Genomic DNA, 18,767 nt, shown 5'->3' with positions numbered 1-18,767 from the left:
GAGGCGGAGATGCAACGCATCGATCATTCGCTGCCCTGGAGCGCACCAGGCACGGAGCGCCGCCTGAGCGTATTCCGCTTTGGCAGCGGCCTATGCAAGGCCTACATCCAGGCCGCGCTGCATGCCGATGAGATGCCAGGCATGCGGGTGGCGGTGGAACTCAAGCGGCGGCTGCGCGAGCTGGAGGCTCAGGGGCGCTTGAGCGGGGTGATCGAACTGGTGCCGGTGGCCAACCCGATCGGCCTGGGGCAGGTGATCCAGGCTGCCCAGCTGGGCCGTTTCGAGTTCGCCAGCGGCAAGAACTTCAATCGCGACTTCCCGGCGTTGGCCGAAGCTATAGCCCCGGCGCTGCACGGCAGTCTGGGCGGCGATGGGCCGACCAATGTGCGTCTGATTCGCGCGGCCATGCAGGAGGCGCTGGACGATCTGCCGGCGGCGCAGTCCGAGCTGCAGGGTTTGCAACGCCTGCTGCTCAAGCACGCCTGCGATGCCGACGTGGTACTCGACCTGCACTGTGATTTCGAGGCCGTGGTGCATCTCTACAGCCTGCCGCAGCAATGGCCGCAACTGCGCTCATTGGCCGCCCGCCTGCAGGCCGGTGCGGTGCTGACGACCGAAGATGGCGGCGGCAGCTCCTTCGACGAATCCTGTTCGCTGCCCTGGTTGCGTCTGGCCCGGCATTTCCCCGAGGCCGATATTCCGCTGGCTTGCCTGGCGGCCACGGTCGAGCTGGGCGGCATGGCCGACACCGGCAAGGAGCAGGCCGCAGCCAGTGCCGAGAGTATTCTGGCGTTTCTCGCCGAGCAGGGCCTGATCGCTGGCGATTGGGCCGCGGCTCCGGCGGATTGCTGCGAGGCCACGCCTTTCGAAGGCGCCGAATATGCCTGTGCACCGCATGCCGGAGTGGTGAGTTTTCTGCAGCCGGTGGGGGCGCAGGTCAGGGCCGGCGATCCACTGTTCGAGGTGATCGATCCGCTGAGCGATCGCCATAGCACCGTCTGCGCTTCGACCGATGGTGTGCTTTACGTTCGCGAACGGATGCGCTTTGCCCAGCCCGGTTTGTGGCTGGCCAAGGTCGCCGGTCGTACCCCTATTCGCCAGGGTCGCTTGCTCAGCGACTGATTCAAGAGAGTGGAAACCATGTACAAACTCGAAGTTCAGGATCTGCACAAGCGCTACGGCAGCCACGAAGTGCTCAAGGGCGTGTCCCTGGCGGCCAAGGCGGGTGACGTGATCAGCATCATCGGCTCCAGTGGCTCGGGCAAGAGTACCTTCCTGCGCTGCATCAACCTGCTCGAACAACCCCACGGCGGCAAGATTCTGCTCAACGGCGAAGAGCTGAAGCTGGTGGCCAACAAGGAGGGCGCGCTCAAGGCCGCCGACCCCAAGCAGTTGCAGCGCATGCGCTCGCGCCTGGCCATGGTGTTTCAGCACTTCAACCTGTGGTCGCACATGAGCGCCCTGGAAAACGTCATGGAAGCGCCGGTGCATGTGCTCGGTATCGCCAAGGCCGAAGCCCGGGATAAAGCCGAACACTACCTGAACAAGGTCGGCGTGGCCCACCGCAAGGACGCCTACCCGGCGCATATGTCCGGCGGCGAGCAGCAGCGTGTGGCGATTGCCCGCGCCCTGGCCATGGAGCCGGAAGTGATGCTGTTCGACGAGCCGACCTCGGCACTCGACCCGGAACTGGTCGGCGAGGTGCTCAAGGTGATGCAGGATCTGGCCCAGGAAGGCCGTACCATGGTGGTGGTCACCCACGAAATGGGCTTCGCCCGTGAGGTGTCCAACCAGTTGGTGTTCCTCCATAAGGGGGTGGTCGAGGAGCGTGGCGACCCGCGCGAGGTGCTGCTTAAGCCACAATCCGAGCGCCTTCAGCAGTTCCTCTCTGGTAGCCTTAAGTGAGCGGCATCCCCTTGTCCGTTCACAGAGCCTAAACTGCCCCATGACTGCCCATCGAATCGGCTTCCTGCTTTGGCCCAACTGCAAGCCCCTGACCCTGGCCTTGGCCGAGGAAGCCTTGCGCGTTGCTCAGCGCGTCCACCCGGACGTGGTCTACGAACTGTCGTTTCTGCAGGCCGAGAGCCCGGCCGAAGGTGCCTGGCGTCTGCCGGGAGGAGCCTGGGCGGGCAAGCTGGAGGGTTTGCAAAAGCTCTTCCTGCTCGCCGACGAGCCGCCCGCGCCAATGCCCTTGGCCCTGTCCGGCGCGCTCAAGCAACTGGTGCGTGGCGGCTGCGTGATCGGCGGGATATCCGCCGGGGTCTATCCGCTGGCGCAACTGGGTCTGCTCGACGGCTATCGCGCCGCCGTGCACTGGCGCTGGCAGGACGACTTCAGCGAGCGTTTCCCCAAGGTCATCGCCACCAGCCACCTGTTCGATTGGGATCGTGATCGTCTCAGCGCTTGCGGCGGTCTGGCCGTGCTCGATCTGCTGCTGGCCCTGCTGGCCCGCGATCACGGTGCCGAGCTGGCCGGGGCGGTGTCGGAAGAGCTGGTGGTCGAGCGGATCCGCGAGGGCAGCGAGCGTCAGCGCATTCCATTGCAGAATCGCCTGGGCTCCAGCCACCCCAAGCTGACCCAGGCGGTGCTGCTGATGGAGGCGAACATCGAAGAGCCGCTGACCACCGACGAGATCGCCCAGCACGTCTGCGTCTCGCGCCGCCAGCTGGAGCGCATCTTCAAGCAGTATCTCAACCGCGTACCCAGCCAGTACTACCTGGAACTGCGCCTGAACAAGGCACGCCAACTGCTGATGCAGACCAGCAAGTCGATCATCCAGATCGGCCTGTCTTGCGGCTTCTCCTCCGGTCCGCACTTCTCCAGTGCCTACCGCAACTTCTTCGGCGCCACCCCGCGCGAAGACCGCAACCAGCGGCGCAGCAACAGCCCCTTCGAGTTGACTTCGGCGCCGGTCGAACGCGGTTGAGACCGGGCTATTCGGCGGCGGCCTGATGCGGAAACAGCGGGTTGCCGCAGCGACTGCAAAACGCCGCGCCGTGTTCGTGAAAATCCTTCGCGCAGCTCGGGCAGTCTTGCCGGAGCTGGTCGCCGCCGCGCATGGCGCTGGCCAGTTCGGCGGTGAAGATGCCGGTGGGCACGGCGATGATCGAATAACCGGTGATCATCACCAGGGTCGACAGCGCCTGACCCAGGGCGGTTTTCGGCACGATATCGCCAAAGCCCACGGTGGTCAGGGTGACCACGGCCCAGTAGATGCCTTTGGGAATGCTGGTGAAGCCGTTGACCGGCCCTTCGATCACGTACATCAGGGTGCCGAACACGGTGACCAGGATGGCGATAGTGGCGAAGAACACGATGATCTTCTGCCGGCTGCCGCGCAATGCGGTGAGCAGGAAGTTGGCCTGGCGCAGATAGGGGCTGAGCTTGAGCACCCTAAATACCCGTAGCATGCGGATCACCCGGATGATCAGCAGGTACTGGGCGTCGGCGAACAGCAGCGCAAGGATGGCCGGTAGCACGGCCAGTAGGTCGACCAGGCCATAGAAGCTGAAGGCATAGCGCAGCGGCTTGGGCGAGCAGTACAGGCGCACGCTGTACTCGACAGCGAACAGCAGGGTAAAGGCCCACTCGAAAGCTTTCAGCCAGGCGCCGAACTGATCGTGAACATCGCTCACGCTGTCGAGCATGACCACCACCAGGCTGGCCAGGATGGTCAGCAGCAGCCAGTTGTCGAAGCGCTGCCCGGCCGGGGTGTCGGTATGGAAGATGATGATGTACAGGCGCTGGCGCCAGTCCGTTGAAGTGTTCATGGCCGGGCTTCGGCTCCCTTGCTGTACCGGTGGCGGAGGTAATGGCCATCAGCCTAGGGAGTTGTGCCACTAGGATGCAAGCATTGCGCGTCTATCGCGTGGATTCTGCGGTCGCTTGCCGCAGCCGTCGCTGGCTGGCCCGAACCAGCCAGCAGGCGAGGATGAACGGCATGGTCAGCGGCGGCAGGCCCAGGCCGGTGAAGCCGAGCTGCAGCAGCAGGGCCAGGACAATTCCCAACCAGGGCAACCAGGGGCGGCGCTGCACCTGGCTGAGGGCGATGGCCGCCAGGGCACCGTTGTAGCCATACAGACCGGTCAGGGCATCGTGCTGCGGCAGCTCCTGAAGCAGGCCTAGTGCCAAGCCGCCAGCCGAACCGAGCAGGGCCCAGCAGGCGGCGCGGCGATCGGCCAAAAGTAAGCCGAGCAACAGGCAAGCCCCGGCCAGCGGCTGGTCGAGGAAAATCACCTGAGCCAAACCGCGGGCTATGGCGGCCAGGCTGCCAAGCCAGTCGAGCGGATGGGGCTGGCTTGCGGCCGTGCTTTGCAGATCCAATTGCAGCGGCGTTGCCAGCCACAGCAGCAGCCAGCTTAAGGCGACAAAGGGCAAGGTAAAGGCCGGCAGCCACTGGCGTTCACGCATGCAGCGCATCCAGGGCGCAAGACCCAGGCTCGACAGGCCGGCACCGAGGATGATCAGCAGCGGCAACAGCGGCGTCCAACTGAACTGCACACCGATCAGCAGGCCGAGCAGGATGCCGTTGTAGCCGTACAGACCCTGCTCGATATCGGCGCTCGGGTAGCCGCGCCGTTGCGCGATGAGCATGCCGCTCAGACCGCCGAGCAGGGCGCCGCCGAGCAATTGCGGCGCGCCGATCAGGATCGCCAGCACGACCAGCAGGCCGCAGCCGGGGTGGCTCAGCAGGAAGATCTGGCTGAAGCCGTTGAGCAGGGCGCGCAAGTCACGTCGGGCGCGGGCTGGCAGAGACAGCTTGTGCATGCACGGTCGGCCTGAATAAAAAGAGGCGCCCACCGCCTGAGCCGTGGGCGCCTGGAAACTGGCGATGCCAGAGTTGGAGCGATGGAGTTTACGCCTACAGCTGGCAAGGTGGGTTAGGCGCAGGACACATTGCTCCCGGGTTGAGGGGAATTTCACTGCGCCCTAAGCCTCCATTGGGTTCCGGCAGACGGGCAAAGAAACCGCTGGGTTACGCGGCGCTCCGATACCGCATTGTTCCAGCATCGCGTGCCGCGCCGCTAACCCACTCTACGTTCAGTGCAGCGTTTCGATGCGCAGGCTGTTGGTGCTGCCCGGTTGGCCGAAGGGTTCGCCGGCGGTGATCACCAGGGTGTCGCCGCGTTGGGCCATGCCCTGGGCCTGGGCGATTTCCACGGCGGTGCGGGTGACTTCCTCGACTTGGTGCAGGCGTTCGTTGACCACCGAGTAGATGCCCCAGGCCACACTCAGACGGCGGGCGGTATGCAGGTTCGGCGTCAGGCTGAGGATCGGCGCCGTCGGTCGTTCGCGCGAGGCGCGCAGGCTGCTGGCGCCGGACTCGGTGTAGTTGACCAACGCGGCCACCGACAGAATGCCGCTGATACGGCGGATCGCGCAGCTGATCGCATCCGAGGCGGTGGCCTCGGCCTGCGGGCGGCTGACGTCGAGCTGGGCCTGGAAGTCCGGGCCGTTCTCCACCTGGCGGATGATCTTGCTCATCATCTGCACGGCTTCCAGCGGGTAGTCGCCGGAAGCGGTCTCGGCCGAGAGCATCAGCGCGTCGGCGCCTTCGGCCACGGCGTTGGCTACGTCGGTGACCTCGGCGCGGGTCGGTGCCGGCGAGAAGCGCATGGACTCGAGCATCTGGGTGGCCACCACCACCGGCCGGCCGAGCTGGCGGCAGGTGCGGACGATGTCCTTCTGGATGCGCGGCACGTTTTCCGCCGGCACTTCCACGCCCAGATCGCCACGGGCGACCATGATCGCATCGCAGAGGCGGGCGATCTCTTCCAGGTGGGTGACCGCCGAGGGCTTCTCGATCTTGGCCATCAGAAAGGCCTTGCCACCGATCAGCTCGCGGGCCTCGACGATGTCCTCGGGGCGCTGGACGAACGACAGCGCCACCCAGTCCACCCCCAGCTCCAGGCCGAAAGTCAGGTCGCGGCGATCCTTCTCGGTCAGCGGACTCAGTTGCAGCACGGCCTCCGGCACGTTGACCCCCTTGCGGTCGGACAGCTCGCCGCCGGCTATCACCCGGGTGTCGACCCCGTCGGCCTGCTTGGCGGTCACTTGCAGGCGCAGGCGGCCGTCGTCGAGCAGCAGGTTCATCCCCGGCTGCAGCGCCTCGATGATTTCCTGGTGGGGCAGGTTGGCCCGTTGTGCGGTGCCGGGCGTCGGGTCGAGGTCGAGGCGGAAGGCTTGGTCGCGTTCCAGGTTGACCTTGCCCTCGGCAAAACGGCCGACCCGCAGCTTGGGCCCCTGCAGATCCATGAGGATGCCGATCGGGGTGTTCAGCTGTTGTTCCACTTCACGCACCCAGGTGTAGCGCTGGGCGTGGTCGGCGTGTTCGCCGTGGCTGAAGTTGAGGCGGAACAGGTTGACCCCGGCCTCGACCAACTGGCGGATGTCGTCTTTGCTTTTGATCGCCGGGCCGAGGGTGGCGAGGATCTTTACTTTCTTGTCGGGTGTCATTGGGCGGGTTCCTCGAGAATCAGAATGGCGCGGAAGTCGTTGACATTGGTACGGGTCGGCCCGGTGTGGAGCAGTTGGTCGAGGGCGGCGAAGTAGCCGTAGCCATTGTTGTTGTCCAGTTCAAAGCTGCTGCTCAGGCCCAGCGCCGTGGCGCGGGCATAGCTGTCGGGGGTCATCAGGGCGCCGGCGTTGTCTTCCGAGCCGTCGATGCCATCGGTGTCGCCGGCCAGGGCATAGACCCCGGGCAGGCCCTTGAGGCTGTCGGTCAGGCTCAGCAGGAACTCGGCGTTGCGCCCGCCGCGGCCTTGGCCGCGTACCGTCACGGTGGTCTCGCCGCCGGAGAGGATCACGCAGGGCGCCTGGATCGGCTGGCCGTGCAGGACCACCTGCCTGGCGATGCCGGCATGCACTTTGGCCACCTCGCGCGACTCGCCCTCCAGATCGCCGAGGATCAACACCGGCAAGCCGGCGGCGCGGGCTTTGCCGGCGGCGGCCTCGAGCGACTGCTGCGGGGTGGCGATCAGCTGGAAGTGGCTGCGCGCCAGGCAGGGGTCGCCGGGCTTGAGCGTTTCCGAGCGCGGATCCTGCAGCCAGGCGCGCACCTTGGCCGGAATCTCGATGCTGTAGCGGGCGAGAATCGCCAGGGCCTGCACCGAGGTGGTCGGGTCGGCCACGGTCGGGCCGGAGGCGATCACCGTGGCCTCGTCGCCCGGCACATCGGAGATCGCGTAGGTGTAGACGCTGGCCGGCCAGCAGGCCTTGGCCAGGCGCCCGCCCTTGATCGCCGAGAGGTGCTTGCGCACGCAGTTCATCTCGCCGATGGTCGCGCCGGACTTGAGCAGGGCCTTGTTGATCGCCTGCTTGTCTTTGAGTGTGATGCCCTCGGCCGGCAGGGCCAACAGCGAGGAGCCGCCGCCGGAGAGAAGGAAGATCACCCGGTCGGATTTCTGCAGGTTGCTGACCAGTTGCAGCACCCGCCGGGCCACCCGTTCGCCGGCATCGTCCGGCACCGGGTGGGCGGCCTCCACCACCTCGATCTTGCGGCAGTCGGCGCCGTGCCCGTAGCGGGTCACCACCAGGCCGGACACCTCGCCCTGCCACTCGCGCTCGACCACCTCGGCCATGGCCGCGGCGGCCTTGCCGGCGCCGATGACGATGAGCCGACCGCTGCGGTCGGCCGGCAGGCAGTCGGCCAGAACCTGGCGCGGGTGGGCGGCGTCGATGGCGGCGGCGAACAGTTCGCGCAACAGGCTTTGCGGATCGATGGACATGGCAGGCTCTCTGGTTATCGCTGATTCAACTTCGATTCTAGTGCGCAACGTCCGCCGCGCGGACGCTGTGCACTGGAATCGACCCACCCGGCAGGCAGGCCGTGACACCGCCTGCCGGGCAAATCGAAAGGGGTATCGGCTGACCGCTCCAACCTACCTTGGATCAGTCAGCCGATGTGTTGCTCGTTGCACGCAGATGCCGCGCGTTCTCACGCGGGGCATTGCTGGTTGTGCCCATGCTCTGCGTGGGCATGTAGCCCGTGACGCTCTGCGTCACTACAGCAGACGCTGGAGCGTCCTCAGAGGCGTTCCCACGCGGAGCGTGGGAACGATCAAAGGCGCTTTACTCCTTGCGGATCGAGAAGTTGGCCATGTGCTCCAACCCTTTGATCAGCGCCGAGTGATCCCAGTTGCTGCCGCCGATGGCCGCGCAGGTGCTGAACACCTGCTGGGCGTTGGCGGTGTTGGGCAGGTTCAGGCCCAACTCGCGGGCGCCGGCCAGGGCCAGGTTGAGGTCCTTCTGGTGCAGGCTGATGCGGAAGCCCGGGTCGAAGGTGCCCTTGATCATGCGCTCGCCGTGCACCTCGAGGATCTTCGAGCCGGCGAAGCCGCCCATCAGCGCCTCGCGCACCTTGGCCGGATCGGCGCCGTTCCTGGCGGCGAACAGCAGGGCTTCGGCCACCGCCTGGATGTTCAGGGCGACGATGATCTGGTTGGCCACCTTGGCGGTCTGGCCGTCGCCGTTGCCGCCGACCCGGGTGATGTTCTTGCCCATCGCCTGGAACAGCGGCAGGGTGCGCTCGAAGGCCGCCTCGCTGCCGCCGACCATGATGCTCAGGGTCGCCGCCTTGGCGCCGACTTCGCCGCCGGACACCGGGGCGTCGAGGTACTCGGCGCCAGTGGCCTTGATCTTCTCGGCGAAGGTCTTGGTGGCGGTGGGGGAGATCGAGCTCATGTCGATCACCACCTTGCCGGCGCCCACACCCTCGGCCACGCCGTCCTGGCGGAACAGCACGTCGTCGACCTGCGGGGTGTCCGGCACCATGACGATGATGAATTCGGCTTCCTGCGCCACTTCGCGCGGGTTGGCCAGGCCGATGCCGTGGTCGCCGATCAGCTCGGCCGGGGCCTTCTCGAAGTGTTCGGAGAAGAACAGGGTATGCCCGGCGTTTTGCAGGTTCTGCGCCATGGGTTTGCCCATGATGCCGGTGCCGATAAATCCGATTTTAGCCATGAGAGTTCTCCTCTGATTAGATGGCGTTGTGCATGCTGTTCTGGTGGGGAGCCATCCAGCCAAGGCCGGCGGCGGTGGTGGTGGCGGGCTTGTACTCGCAGCCGATCCAGCCCTGGTAGCCGATGCGATCCAGGTGCTCGAACAGGAAGCGGTAGTTGATCTCGCCGGTACCCGGCTCGTTGCGGCCCGGGTTGTCGGCCAGCTGCACATGGTTGATCGCGGCCAGGTTGCTCTCCAGGCTACGGGCCAGATCGCCTTCCATAATTTGCATGTGGTAGATGTCGTATTGCAGGTACAGGTTGGCGCTGCCGACCTTGTCGCGAATGGCCAGCGCCTGCTGGGTGGTGCACAGGTAGAAGCCGGGGATGTCGCGGGTGTTGATCATCTCCATGACCAGCTTGATACCCGCGGCTTCGAGCTTGCCTGCGGCGTACTTGAGGTTGTCGACGAAGCACCGCTCGACGCTGGCGCAATCCAGCCCCTGCGGGCGGATGCCGGCCAGGCAATTGATCTGCGTGTTGCCCAGCACCTGGGCGTAGGCGATGGCCTTATCCACGCCGGCGCGGAATTCCTCGACCCGATCCGGGTGGCAGGCGATGCCGCGCTCGCCCTTGGCCCAGTCGCCGGCGGGCAGGTTGAACAGCACCTGGGTCAGGCCGTTGGCGTCCAGGCGGGCCTTGATCGCCTCGGCCGGAAAATCGTAGGGAAACAGGTACTCGACACCGCTGAAGCCGGCGTCGGCGGCGGCGGCGAAACGCTCGAGGAAGTCCACCTCGGTGAACAGCATGGACAGGTTGGCGGCAAAACGGGGCATGGTTGGCTCCTTTCAAGTTCGTAGGGTGGATGTCGCGCAGCACATCCACCAAGCGGTGGTGGAAAACGCTTCGCGGTTTTCCACCCTACGGCTGCATCAATCCAGCATGGAGATCGCAGTTGGCGCGTCGGCGCCGCGTTCGGCCAGTGCTTCGAACTCGTTGACCGCGTTGATCTCGACGCCCATGGAGATGTTGGTCACCCGCTCCAGGATGATCTCCACCACTACCGGCACGCGGAACTCTTCCATCAGTGCCTTGGCCTTGGCCAGGGCGGCCTGGATGTCGTTCGGCTCGAATACGCGGATCGCCTTGCAGCCCAGGCCTTCGACCACGGCGACGTGGTCGACGCCGTAACCGTTGATCTCCGGCGCGTTGATGTTTTCGAAGGCCAACTGCACGCAGTAGTCCATCTCGAAGCCGCGCTGCGCCTGGCGGATCAGACCCAGGTAGGAGTTGTTCACCACCACGTGGATGTACGGCAGGTTGAACTGCGCGCCGACCGCCAGTTCTTCGATCATGAACTGGAAGTCGTAGTCGCCGGACAGCGCCACCACGGAACGCGAGGGGTCGGCCTTGACCACACCCAGGGCCGCCGGAATGGTCCAGCCGAGCGGGCCGGCCTGGCCACAGTTGATCCAGTGGCGCGGCTTGTAGACGTGGAGGAACTGCGCGCCGGCGATCTGCGACAGACCGATGGTGCTGACGTAGCAGGTGTCCTTGCCGAAGAACTCGTTCATCTCTTCGTACACGCGCTGCGGCTTGACCGGCACGTTGTCGAAGTGGGTCTTGCGCTGCAGGGTGCGCTTGCGCTCCTGGCAGGCTTCCACCCAGGCGCTGCGATCCTTCAGTTTGCCGGCGGCTTGCCACTCGCGGGCCACTTCGATAAAGACCTCCAGCGCGGCAGCGGCGTCGGAGACGATGCCCAGATCCGGGTTGAACACGCGGCCGATCTGGGTCGGCTCGATGTCGACGTGGATGAACTTACGGCCTTCGGTATAGACCTCGACGCTGCCGGTGTGGCGGTTGGCCCAACGGTTGCCGATGCCGAACACCAGGTCGGAGGCCAGCAGGGTGGCGTTGCCGTAACGGTGCGAGGTCTGCAGGCCGACCATGCCGACCATCAGCTTGTGGTCGTCCGGGATCGCGCCCCAGCCCATCAGGGTCGGAACCACCGGCACGCCGGTCAGCTCGGCGAATTCGACCAGCTTGTCCGCCGCGTCGGCGTTGAAGATGCCACCACCGGCGACCAGCAAGGGGCGCTCGGCGTCGTTCAACATGGCCAGGGCCTTCTCGGCCTGGATGCGGTTGGCCGCCGGCTTGGCCAGCGGTAGCGGCTGGTAGGCGTCGATGTCGAACTCGATCTCGGCCATCTGCACGTCGAACGGCAGGTCGATCAGCACCGGGCCCGGACGGCCGCTGCGCATTTCATAGAAGGCCTTCTGGAAGGCACGCGGCACTTGGCCCGGCTCCATCACGGTGGTCGCCCACTTGGTCACCGGCGCGACGATGCTGGTGATGTCGACGGCCTGGAAGTCCTCCTTGTGCATGCGGGCACGCGGCGCCTGGCCGGTGATGCACAGGATCGGGATGGAGTCGGCGCTGGCCGAGTACAGCCCGGTGACCATGTCGGTGCCGGCCGGGCCTGAGGTGCCGATGCACACGCCGATGTTGCCGACATTGGTGCGGGTGTAGCCCTCGGCCATGTGCGAGGCGCCTTCGACGTGACGCGCCAGGACGTGGTCGATGCCGCCGACTTTCTGCAGGGCGGCGTACAGCGGGTTGATCGCCGCGCCGGGAATGCCGAACGCCGTGTCAACGCCTTCGCGGCGCATCACCAGGACGGCGGCCTCGATTGCTCTCATTCTGGCCATTATTTGTGCCTCTTTTGTTTTAAGATTGTATACAAAACAGCTGCGACCGATTCTATTCAGAACATGACCGCGAGGTCAACATTTTTTCTGCCAGCGAGGCCTGCGGGAAAATCTTTTGAAACGCCTGTTTCAGCGGTATGGCGCGCGGGTGAGGGGGAGGCGGTCGATTAATTGTATACAAAGCAGCTGTATATTGTGTCTGTCTATTGTTTTTTTTGTTTCTGGTGGGATAGTGAGGGCGAGTTTTTGCTTGCCAGCACGCCGGTTTTCCTTGCCAAAGGCGGCTGTGCCTGGCGCTTCGTTCGACTTATCACCATTGAGGAAGGGCTACCTATGAGCACCCTGGACTTGAATACCGCCACCCTGATCAGCAACCGCGCCCTGGCGCTCGGGCGCGAGATCAGCGCCGCGCCTTTGACCGTCGCCGTGCTGGATGCCGGTGGCCACCTGATCAGTCTGCAGCGTGAAGACGGCGCGAGCCTGTTGCGCCCGCAGATCGCCATCGCCAAGGCCTGGGGCGCGGTCGCCCTGGGCAAGGGCTCGCGCGCCATCGCTGCCGATGCGCAGCAGCGGCCGGCGTTTATCGGCGCGCTGAACAACCTGGCCGACGGCAAGCTGGTGCCGGCACCGGGTGGCGTACTGATCCGCGATGAGCGGGACGAGGTGCTCGGCGCCATCGGCATCACCGGCGATACCTCGGATATCGACGAGCAATGCGCGATCGGCGCGGTGCAGGCGGTAGGGTTCAAGGCCGATGCAGGCCTGATGTAGGCCGGCCCCGGCGCGCAGCGGCAGCCCGCCGTTATTGCGTCGCAGCGATCATCTAGCGGGCGAGTAGTGCGCTACGGTTTGCGTGGTGCGGCGCCCCTAAACGCGGGTGACCTGCTCGGAGGCGCTTGGCTGGTTTTCGACGATCTCGCAGCCCTTGATCACCAAGCGGATGATGGTCTGGGTGGCCGCTTCGTAATCGGCATCATCCAGGCTGGCCTTGCCGGTGACGGTGGCGATCTGCCAATCGAAGTCGGCATAGGTCTGGGTTGCGGCCCAGATGCTGAACATCAGGTGATGCGGGTCGACCTTGGCCATCAGGCCCTGCTCGATCCAGCGCTGGATGCAGGCGATGTTGTGCTGGGCCTGGGCGTTGAGCTGCTCGGCCTGTTCGGCGGACAGATGCGGCGCGCCGTGCATGATCTCGCTGGCGAACACCTTGGAGGCAGAGGGCAGCTCGCGGGAAATGCGGATCTTCGAGTGGATATAGGCCTTGAGCACTTCGGCCGGATTGCCGGGCTGATTGAACGGCGCCGAAGCCTGCAGCAGCGGCTCGATAATGCTTTCCAGCACCTCGCGGTAGAGGTGCTCTTTCGACTTGAAGTAGTAATAGACGTTGGGCTTGGGCACTCCGGCCTTGGCGGCGATATCGCTGGTCTTGCTGGCGGCAAAACCCTTGTCGGCGAACTCTTCGCTGGCTGCGCGCAAGATCAGCTCTTTGTTGCGCTCGCGGATACTGGTCATAAGCCTCTATACATTCTCGTGTCACCCGGCGCCGGGCAGCGGTCGGGCATGGTAGCACCGGCCTTGCGCCGGCCTCAAGCAGGCGCCCTGCGGGGCTGCGAGCGGTTTATCTGATCTTTTGGTCAGGTAAATGTATACAATTTTTAGGCTTTCTGTTTTCATCTGTTTCTCGCGATTCATCGCAAATATCCCGCCTCCTTGAACACTGGAGACCTGCTGTGCCCAACACCCAGCTGGTCGACCCCTTCGGTCGGCGCATCACCTACCTGCGGTTATCGGTTACCGATCGCTGCGACTTTCGCTGCACCTACTGTATGAGCGAGGACATGGTCTTCGCTCCGCGGGCGCAGATCCTCAGTCTGGAAGAGCTGTATGCCGTGGCCGATGCCTTTATCGGTCTGGGGGTCAGGCGCATCCGGATTACCGGTGGCGAGCCGCTGGTGCGCAACAATCTGCTCGGCCTGCTTCAGCGTCTGGGCCAGCGCCCGGAGCTGGAGGATCTGGCCATTACCAGCAACGGCTCGCAGCTGGCCGAACTGGCGCCGCAACTGCGCGCGGCCGGAGTCAAGCGCTTGAACATCAGCCTGGACTCATTGCAGCGCGAGCGCTTCGCCGCCTTTACCCGGCGCGACAGGCTCGACCAGGTGCTGGCCGGCATCGAGGCGGCGCGGGCCGCTGGGTTTGCCAAGATCAAGCTGAATTGCGTGGTGCAGAAGGGCCGCAACGACGACGAGGTTCTCGACCTGGTCGAGTTCGCCATGGCGCGTGGCCTGGACATCAGCTTTATCGAGGAGATGCCCCTGGGCAGCATCTCCAGCCACCAACGCCAGGACACCTTCTGCTCCAGCGACGAGGTGCGCGCACGTATCGAGCAGCGCCATACGCTGGTGCGCAGCAGCAAGCGGACCGGTGGCCCGTCACGTTATTGGCAGGTGGCCGGCAGCGAGACGCTGATCGGTTTTATCGCGCCGCACAGCCATAACTTCTGTGGCGATTGCAATCGCGTGCGGGTGACCGCCGAAGGCAAGCTGGTGCTGTGCCTCGGCCATGAACACGCCCTGGATCTCAGGGCGCTGATGCGCCGCCACCCCGGCGACCGCCAGCGTCTGCGCGATGCTCTGGTCGCGGCCCTGCAGCTCAAACCCGAGCGCCATCACTTCCAGACCGACGCGCAGGTGCAGGTGCTGCGTTTCATGAGCATGACCGGCGGCTGAGTCGCCGGCCCCGCGCCAGCTCCCGCGGCGGCTTCAGGGGGCGAACAAAACCAACAATAATCGGGAGGATTGCCGTGAAGCCTATGCGTGTCTGCCATTTGTTCGCCTTGCTGGCTTGTACCAGCAGCCAGGCCGAGAGTTATGTCATCGGCGTCGAGGACATGGCCTTCGCACCGCATTACCGCATCGACCAGCAGGGTCGATACCAGGGCTTCGCCCGCGAGCTGTTCGATCTGTTCGCCACGCACAGTGGGGTGCAACTGAGCTACCGGGTGCTGCCGGTGACGCGTTTGCTGCCGGCCCTGTTGCAGGACGAGGTGGACTTCAAATACCCGGACAGCAGTCACTGGGGGCAGGCACAAAAGGCCGGCACGCAGTTGCACTACAGCCAGGCGGTGGTCGGCTATGTCGACGGCGTGCTGGTCGCGCCGCAGCGCCAGGGACAGCCGATCGGGCGGCTCAAGCGTCTGGGCATGGTCAATGGCTGGACGCCCGGGGGCTATCAGGCGCGGATCGACGGCGGAGAGATCCAGCTGAGCTACAGCGAAGATCTGCGCAAGATGATCCACCAGGTGCTGAAGAAGGACGCCGACGGCGCCTATTTCAACGTGGTGGTCGCCACCCACTACCTCGACAATATCCGCGCCCGTCCCGGTGCTCTGGTGTTCGATGCCAAGCTGCCGCATACCCGCGGCAGCTTCCACCTGTCCAGCCGCAAGCACCCCGAGCTGATCCGGCGCTTCGACCGCTTCCTGCTCGAGCGCCGAACCGAGGTGGCCGCGTTGAAGGACAGATACCGGGTCGAGGCCAACCTGGACTCGCAGTACCTGGGCCTGGAGCAGTGGAAGGTGGATTTCCTGGAGCGGCAGAAGGCCAGGGAGACGACCGAGCAGTAGCACGCGGTGCAAGGTCGCTGTTGCGTTCATGGCCCCAGGCTGTGCGCGCAACGGGGGCACGCCGAGGCGACGGAAAACACCGAGGTGAAGGCAAGGCGGTCATCGCCTTGCGGTTTCGGGCGGTGGCGTACTGTTTTGCGAGTACGCCCTACGTGCGCTGGCGCGTCGCACCGGCAAATTCCATAAAAAAGGGGATCAGGCTGAGCGCGATCCCCCTCCATTTGCCCGTTGCCGCCTACCCGGCAATGGGCAAATCCTGGATCAGAAGTGCACCTTGACCAACAGGCTGGCGGTGTTCTGATCGGTACCGCCGAGAATCTCGTCGCCGAGGAAGCTGTCGTCGTCGATACCGTATTTGTCTTTCCAGTAGTCGTACTCGATACCGACGTACAGCTGTTTCTCGCCCCAGTGCAGGGCCTTGCCCAGGTCGTACTTGATCTGCGGGTTGAAGTGCAGGTTGGCGTGATAGGTGCCGCGGGCGTTCTCGTCGTTGTCGACCACCCAGTCCATGAAGCCGTCGATGACGATGTCGGATTCGCCCACCGGAAGGGTGTAGCTCCAGGCCGGGGTGATCTGCCAGACGTTGTCGCCCGGGCGGTCGCCGTCGGTATGGCGGTTGTAGAAGTTGACCTGGAAGAAGTCGAAGCCGGGGATCGCCAGGTCGAAGCCCGGGCCGATCAGGTAGGACTCGACGTCGTCTTCGCCGAACTCGTAGGTCATCGCCAGCAGCACGTCGCTGACCGGGCCGAACTGGATCTTCTGGTCGAAAATCTTGCCCAGCGACAGGCGCGGCTGGAGTTCACCGTAGTAGCTATGGCCGTCGCCAGCGCCATTGGTGGCATCGCCGTTGTACTTGATGAGATCGAGGAACATGAAGTTGTCGCCGTACTTCCAGCCGTCGACGTGCTCGAAGGTCACGGTCTGCTGGATCTCAGGATCGATCTTGAAATCCTGGCCATAGAGGTAGGTCAGGCTGTTGTTCTGCCAGTGCAGCAGATCGCCGGCAGTCGCCGGGGGGCCGGCGAACAGGCCGGCCGACAGGGCTAGGCAGTGGGGCAGGTACTTCAGTTTCATCGGGTTTTCCTTATTTTAGGGTGTGCAAACGCTCTCTCCCTGTGGCGAACCGCAGGGCGATGCCGGGGCTGGTTGTTGTGGCGAAGCGGCTTGGTTCGGACACTGCTCGGCTTGAGCCCGCTGCGGGCATCTTCCAGTCGTGCCTCGAACTCATCATCGTTCCCGGTTAGGCGACCGGATCGAGCATGTTCAGGGTGGCGAAGATCGCCGAGGGAAGGCCGGGCCGTCGTCGAGCTGGTTGATCAGGTTGTAGCCACCCGCAGAGGGTGCAGGGGTGTGCCTGGTGCGAGTCGTGGTCATGTCAGTGCCTGCCAGTTGTTTTTATACGGTCATGGGCTTGCACGAGGCTTCACGGCGCCTCTATCCGAATACCGGCAAAAACTGTCTTGCCGGTCAGAATGCGCTGACTATAGCAATATTGACCACAATATTAAAAACAATTTATTTAAAAATTGTACACATAATAAGTTGCGCGTGCGGCAGGCGTGCCGACGCCTGCCGTCATGTCGAACGAGCGGCGGGGCGGGGTCAGGAACGCAGCGAATAGCCCGCCAGTGCGCTGTCGCAGCGGCGGGTCGCAGTCGGCGGGGGGGTTTTCACAACCGCTCAGTTGCCCGCTTGCAGGTCGCGGGCAACGTGTTCGGCCAGGCCGTTGCCGGCCTCGCTCATGGTCAGGTAGGTGCGGTCGGCGCCGGCGGCCTGGATGCGCTGGGCCATGTCTTCATACATGGCATGGGCGGTGATCAGCCCCTTGAAGCCGCGTTCGCGCAGTTTCTGGGTGGAGATGATTTTGGCTTCCTGGTCGTTCATGGCCAGGATCACCGCCTCGACCGACGGCATCTCCAGACTCTGCCAGAACATCTGGTCTTCGGCGTCGGCGAATTGCACCCGACGCCCGGCCTGGGTGCTCAGTTCGATCATGCCCGGGTCGGAATCCAGGCTGACCAGCTTGAAGCCTTTCTCCTTGAGGTGATCGTAGGCGGCGCGGCCGGTGCGGCCCATGCCGATGATCAGGATCTGCGCATCGCCGAGGGAGACCGGCTGTTCGTCGGGGTGGCGGATGTCGCGCTCCAGTGGAATCAAGCGCTTCGCCAGGCGGTCGTAGAGGGGGTGGGCGATACGGTTCAGTTGTGCGGAAACGACGAAGGACAGGGCCATGCTGATGGCCAGCGGCGTGACCCATTGCGGCAGTACCACGCTAGCGACGATCAGGCCGAATTCGCTGTAGTTGGTCAGGCTGACCGCACTGAGGAAGGCGCTGCGCGCACGCAGGCGGAAAACCAGGAACAGGCCGAAGAACAGCAGGCCCTTGAGCGGCAGCAGCAGCGACATCGCTACGGCGAAGACCAGTGCATCGCCACCCGGCAGGCCGCCGATGCCGATCTGCAGGAAGAAACCGACCAGGAACACCTCCTTGATGCTCCACAGCGAGTTGGACAGCTCGACGGCGCGCTTGTGTTTGGCCAGCAGGGCGCCAAAGGCCAGGGCGCCAAGTTCCGAGCTGAGCCCCAGCAACTCGAAGCCATAGCCACCGACCACCAGCGCCAGCAGCAGACCCAACAGCACCATCAGCTCCTCATGGCCGCTGGCATCCAGCAGGCGGAACAGCAGCGGTCGCAGCAAGGGCAGGGCGAATACCAGCAAGGCCCAGGGCGAGGGGCTGTCACCGCTGGCCAGGCTCATCACCACCAGGGCGATCAGATCCTGGATGATCAGCACACCAATCGCTACCCGACCGTGGAAGGCACGCAGTTCGCGTTTGCTCTCCAGTACCTTGGCCGCCAACACGGTGCTGGAAAAGGACAGGGCGATGGCCAGCAGTAACCCCTCTTGCCAGGGCAGATCCAGGGTCAGCTGGATGGCCGGCAGGAAAATCAGGCTGGAGATGGCGAAATGCAGCAGGCCGCCGCCGACCACTTCGCGCCGAACCAGGTTGCTCGGCTTGAGTTTGAGGCCGACGGTGAACAGCAGCAGGAGCACGCCGAGGTGGGCGATATGCTGCAGTGCCGCGCTGTCATTCAGGCCAATGCCCAGGTGCTCGCCGAAGCCGGCCAGGGCGAAGCCGGCCGTCAGGTAACCGACCAGTGGCGGCAGGCCTATGGCACGTACTGCCAGGCCCATGACGAAGGCGAAGGCGATCCAGGAGGCTTCGATCATGGCTTGTCCTTGTCGGCGTGGGGCGTCGGGTTGGCAGTTGGTCGGGCTTGATCGTTCGTGGCGAGGGCAGACCGGTTTGAGGCGGTTTTGCGCGCTGTTGAGGCGAATAATCGCTCTATCCAACGAAAAGACGCGCAAACAACGATCAAGTCCGGCATTTTCCCAGCAGGGCAGTGTTCAGTCCGACAGGCTGCTAGCAGGCCGTTGAAAAATGTAGGCGAGGCAGCCGAGGCTAGGCAAAAACAGGCGAAAAAGCGCAGTTTACGG

Annotated in this window: 16 protein-coding genes; 6 read left to right on the top strand and 10 right to left on the bottom strand. The window is 64.5% G+C overall.

Annotated elements, in window-relative coordinates; genetic code table 11:
• Positions 1-9: 9 nt before the first annotated feature.
• From P8H27_RS12705 to argR, 3 genes are read left to right on the top strand one after another with little or no spacing between them, the layout of a single operon-like run.
• A complete protein-coding gene (locus P8H27_RS12705; RefSeq protein ID WP_289637938.1) occupies positions 10-1,122 on the top strand; it encodes a succinylglutamate desuccinylase/aspartoacylase family protein in 1,113 nt (370 codons plus the stop codon).
• Between the two features lie 18 nt (positions 1,123-1,140).
• Entirely contained in the window at positions 1,141-1,905 is a 765-nt protein-coding gene (locus P8H27_RS12700; protein ID WP_289637937.1) for an ABC transporter ATP-binding protein, read from the top strand.
• 40 nt (positions 1,906-1,945) lie between these two features.
• Entirely contained in the window at positions 1,946-2,926 is a 981-nt protein-coding gene (gene argR, locus P8H27_RS12695) for a transcriptional regulator ArgR (RefSeq protein ID WP_289637936.1), read from the top strand.
• 7 nt (positions 2,927-2,933) lie between these two features.
• On the opposite strand, the gene P8H27_RS12690 is transcribed toward argR, so the two are convergent.
• The 7 genes from P8H27_RS12690 to gcl all read right to left on the bottom strand — a co-directional run bounded on the left by P8H27_RS12690 (position 2,934) and on the right by gcl (position 11,647).
• Positions 2,934-3,770, bottom strand: a complete 837-nt coding sequence (locus P8H27_RS12690; RefSeq protein WP_289637935.1) for an ion transporter — start codon at positions 3,768-3,770, stop codon at positions 2,934-2,936.
• A 91-nt stretch (positions 3,771-3,861) separates the two neighbouring features.
• On the bottom strand, positions 3,862-4,767 hold the full coding sequence (locus tag P8H27_RS12685; RefSeq protein WP_289637934.1) for an urea transporter: 906 nt from the start codon (positions 4,765-4,767) through the stop codon (positions 3,862-3,864).
• Positions 4,768-5,040: 273 nt separating this feature from the next.
• Positions 5,041-6,456, bottom strand: coding sequence for a pyruvate kinase (pyk, locus tag P8H27_RS12680; protein ID WP_289637933.1), 1,416 nt, complete (start codon positions 6,454-6,456; stop codon positions 5,041-5,043).
• The gene (locus tag P8H27_RS12675) at positions 6,453-7,727 is read right to left on the bottom strand and encodes a glycerate kinase (protein ID WP_289637932.1); all 1,275 of its coding nucleotides are present in this window, start codon (positions 7,725-7,727) and stop codon (positions 6,453-6,455) included. Before P8H27_RS12675 ends, pyk begins: the two co-directional genes overlap by 4 nt.
• 343 nt (positions 7,728-8,070) lie before the next feature.
• Positions 8,071-8,961 carry a 2-hydroxy-3-oxopropionate reductase gene (locus tag P8H27_RS12670; RefSeq protein WP_289637931.1) on the bottom strand — a complete coding sequence of 297 codons (891 nt, stop codon included), beginning with the start codon at positions 8,959-8,961 and terminating at the stop codon, positions 8,071-8,073.
• Between the two features lie 16 nt (positions 8,962-8,977).
• The gene (gene hyi, locus P8H27_RS12665) at positions 8,978-9,775 is read right to left on the bottom strand and encodes a hydroxypyruvate isomerase (RefSeq protein WP_289637930.1); all 798 of its coding nucleotides are present in this window, start codon (positions 9,773-9,775) and stop codon (positions 8,978-8,980) included.
• Positions 9,776-9,871: 96 nt separating this feature from the next.
• The gene (gene gcl, locus P8H27_RS12660) at positions 9,872-11,647 is read right to left on the bottom strand and encodes a glyoxylate carboligase (RefSeq protein WP_289637929.1); all 1,776 of its coding nucleotides are present in this window, start codon (positions 11,645-11,647) and stop codon (positions 9,872-9,874) included.
• A gap of 333 nt (positions 11,648-11,980) precedes the next feature.
• On the opposite strand from gcl, the gene P8H27_RS12655 reads away from it, so the two are divergent.
• The gene (locus P8H27_RS12655) at positions 11,981-12,418 is read left to right on the top strand and encodes a heme-binding protein (RefSeq protein ID WP_289637928.1); all 438 of its coding nucleotides are present in this window, start codon (positions 11,981-11,983) and stop codon (positions 12,416-12,418) included.
• A gap of 96 nt (positions 12,419-12,514) precedes the next feature.
• Here P8H27_RS12655 and P8H27_RS12650 read toward each other — a convergent pair whose 3' ends face one another.
• A complete protein-coding gene (locus P8H27_RS12650; protein WP_289637927.1) occupies positions 12,515-13,159 on the bottom strand; it encodes a TetR/AcrR family transcriptional regulator in 645 nt (214 codons plus the stop codon).
• 218 nt (positions 13,160-13,377) lie between these two features.
• Here P8H27_RS12650 and moaA point away from each other — a divergent pair, with 218 nt between their 5' ends.
• Both moaA and P8H27_RS12640 read left to right on the top strand, forming a co-directional pair.
• Positions 13,378-14,373 (top strand): GTP 3',8-cyclase MoaA, encoded by a 996-nt coding sequence (gene moaA, locus P8H27_RS12645; protein ID WP_289637926.1) that lies wholly within the window; start codon positions 13,378-13,380, stop codon positions 14,371-14,373.
• A gap of 74 nt (positions 14,374-14,447) precedes the next feature.
• Complete coding sequence (locus P8H27_RS12640) at positions 14,448-15,269, top strand: substrate-binding periplasmic protein (protein ID WP_374761348.1); 822 nt, start codon at positions 14,448-14,450, stop codon at positions 15,267-15,269.
• Between the two features lie 261 nt (positions 15,270-15,530).
• Here the strand turns inward: P8H27_RS12640 and P8H27_RS12635 are convergent, their stop codons facing one another.
• Positions 15,531-16,343: an outer membrane protein OmpK gene (locus P8H27_RS12635; protein WP_289637925.1), complete on the bottom strand. Its 813-nt coding sequence runs from the start codon at positions 16,341-16,343 to the stop codon at positions 15,531-15,533.
• Positions 16,344-16,949: 606 nt separating this feature from the next.
• Positions 16,950-18,500, bottom strand: a complete 1,551-nt coding sequence (locus P8H27_RS12630; protein ID WP_289637924.1) for a cation:proton antiporter family protein — start codon at positions 18,498-18,500, stop codon at positions 16,950-16,952.
• Positions 18,501-18,767 lie beyond the last annotated feature (267 nt).

The sequence above is a fragment of the Pseudomonas sp. sp1636 genome (genome assembly GCF_030376615.1).
Taxonomy (GTDB): Bacteria; Pseudomonadota; Gammaproteobacteria; order Pseudomonadales; family Pseudomonadaceae; genus Aquipseudomonas.
The sequence above is the reverse complement of the archived record's forward strand: the minus strand, read 5'-3'. Positions and strand labels throughout refer to the sequence as shown.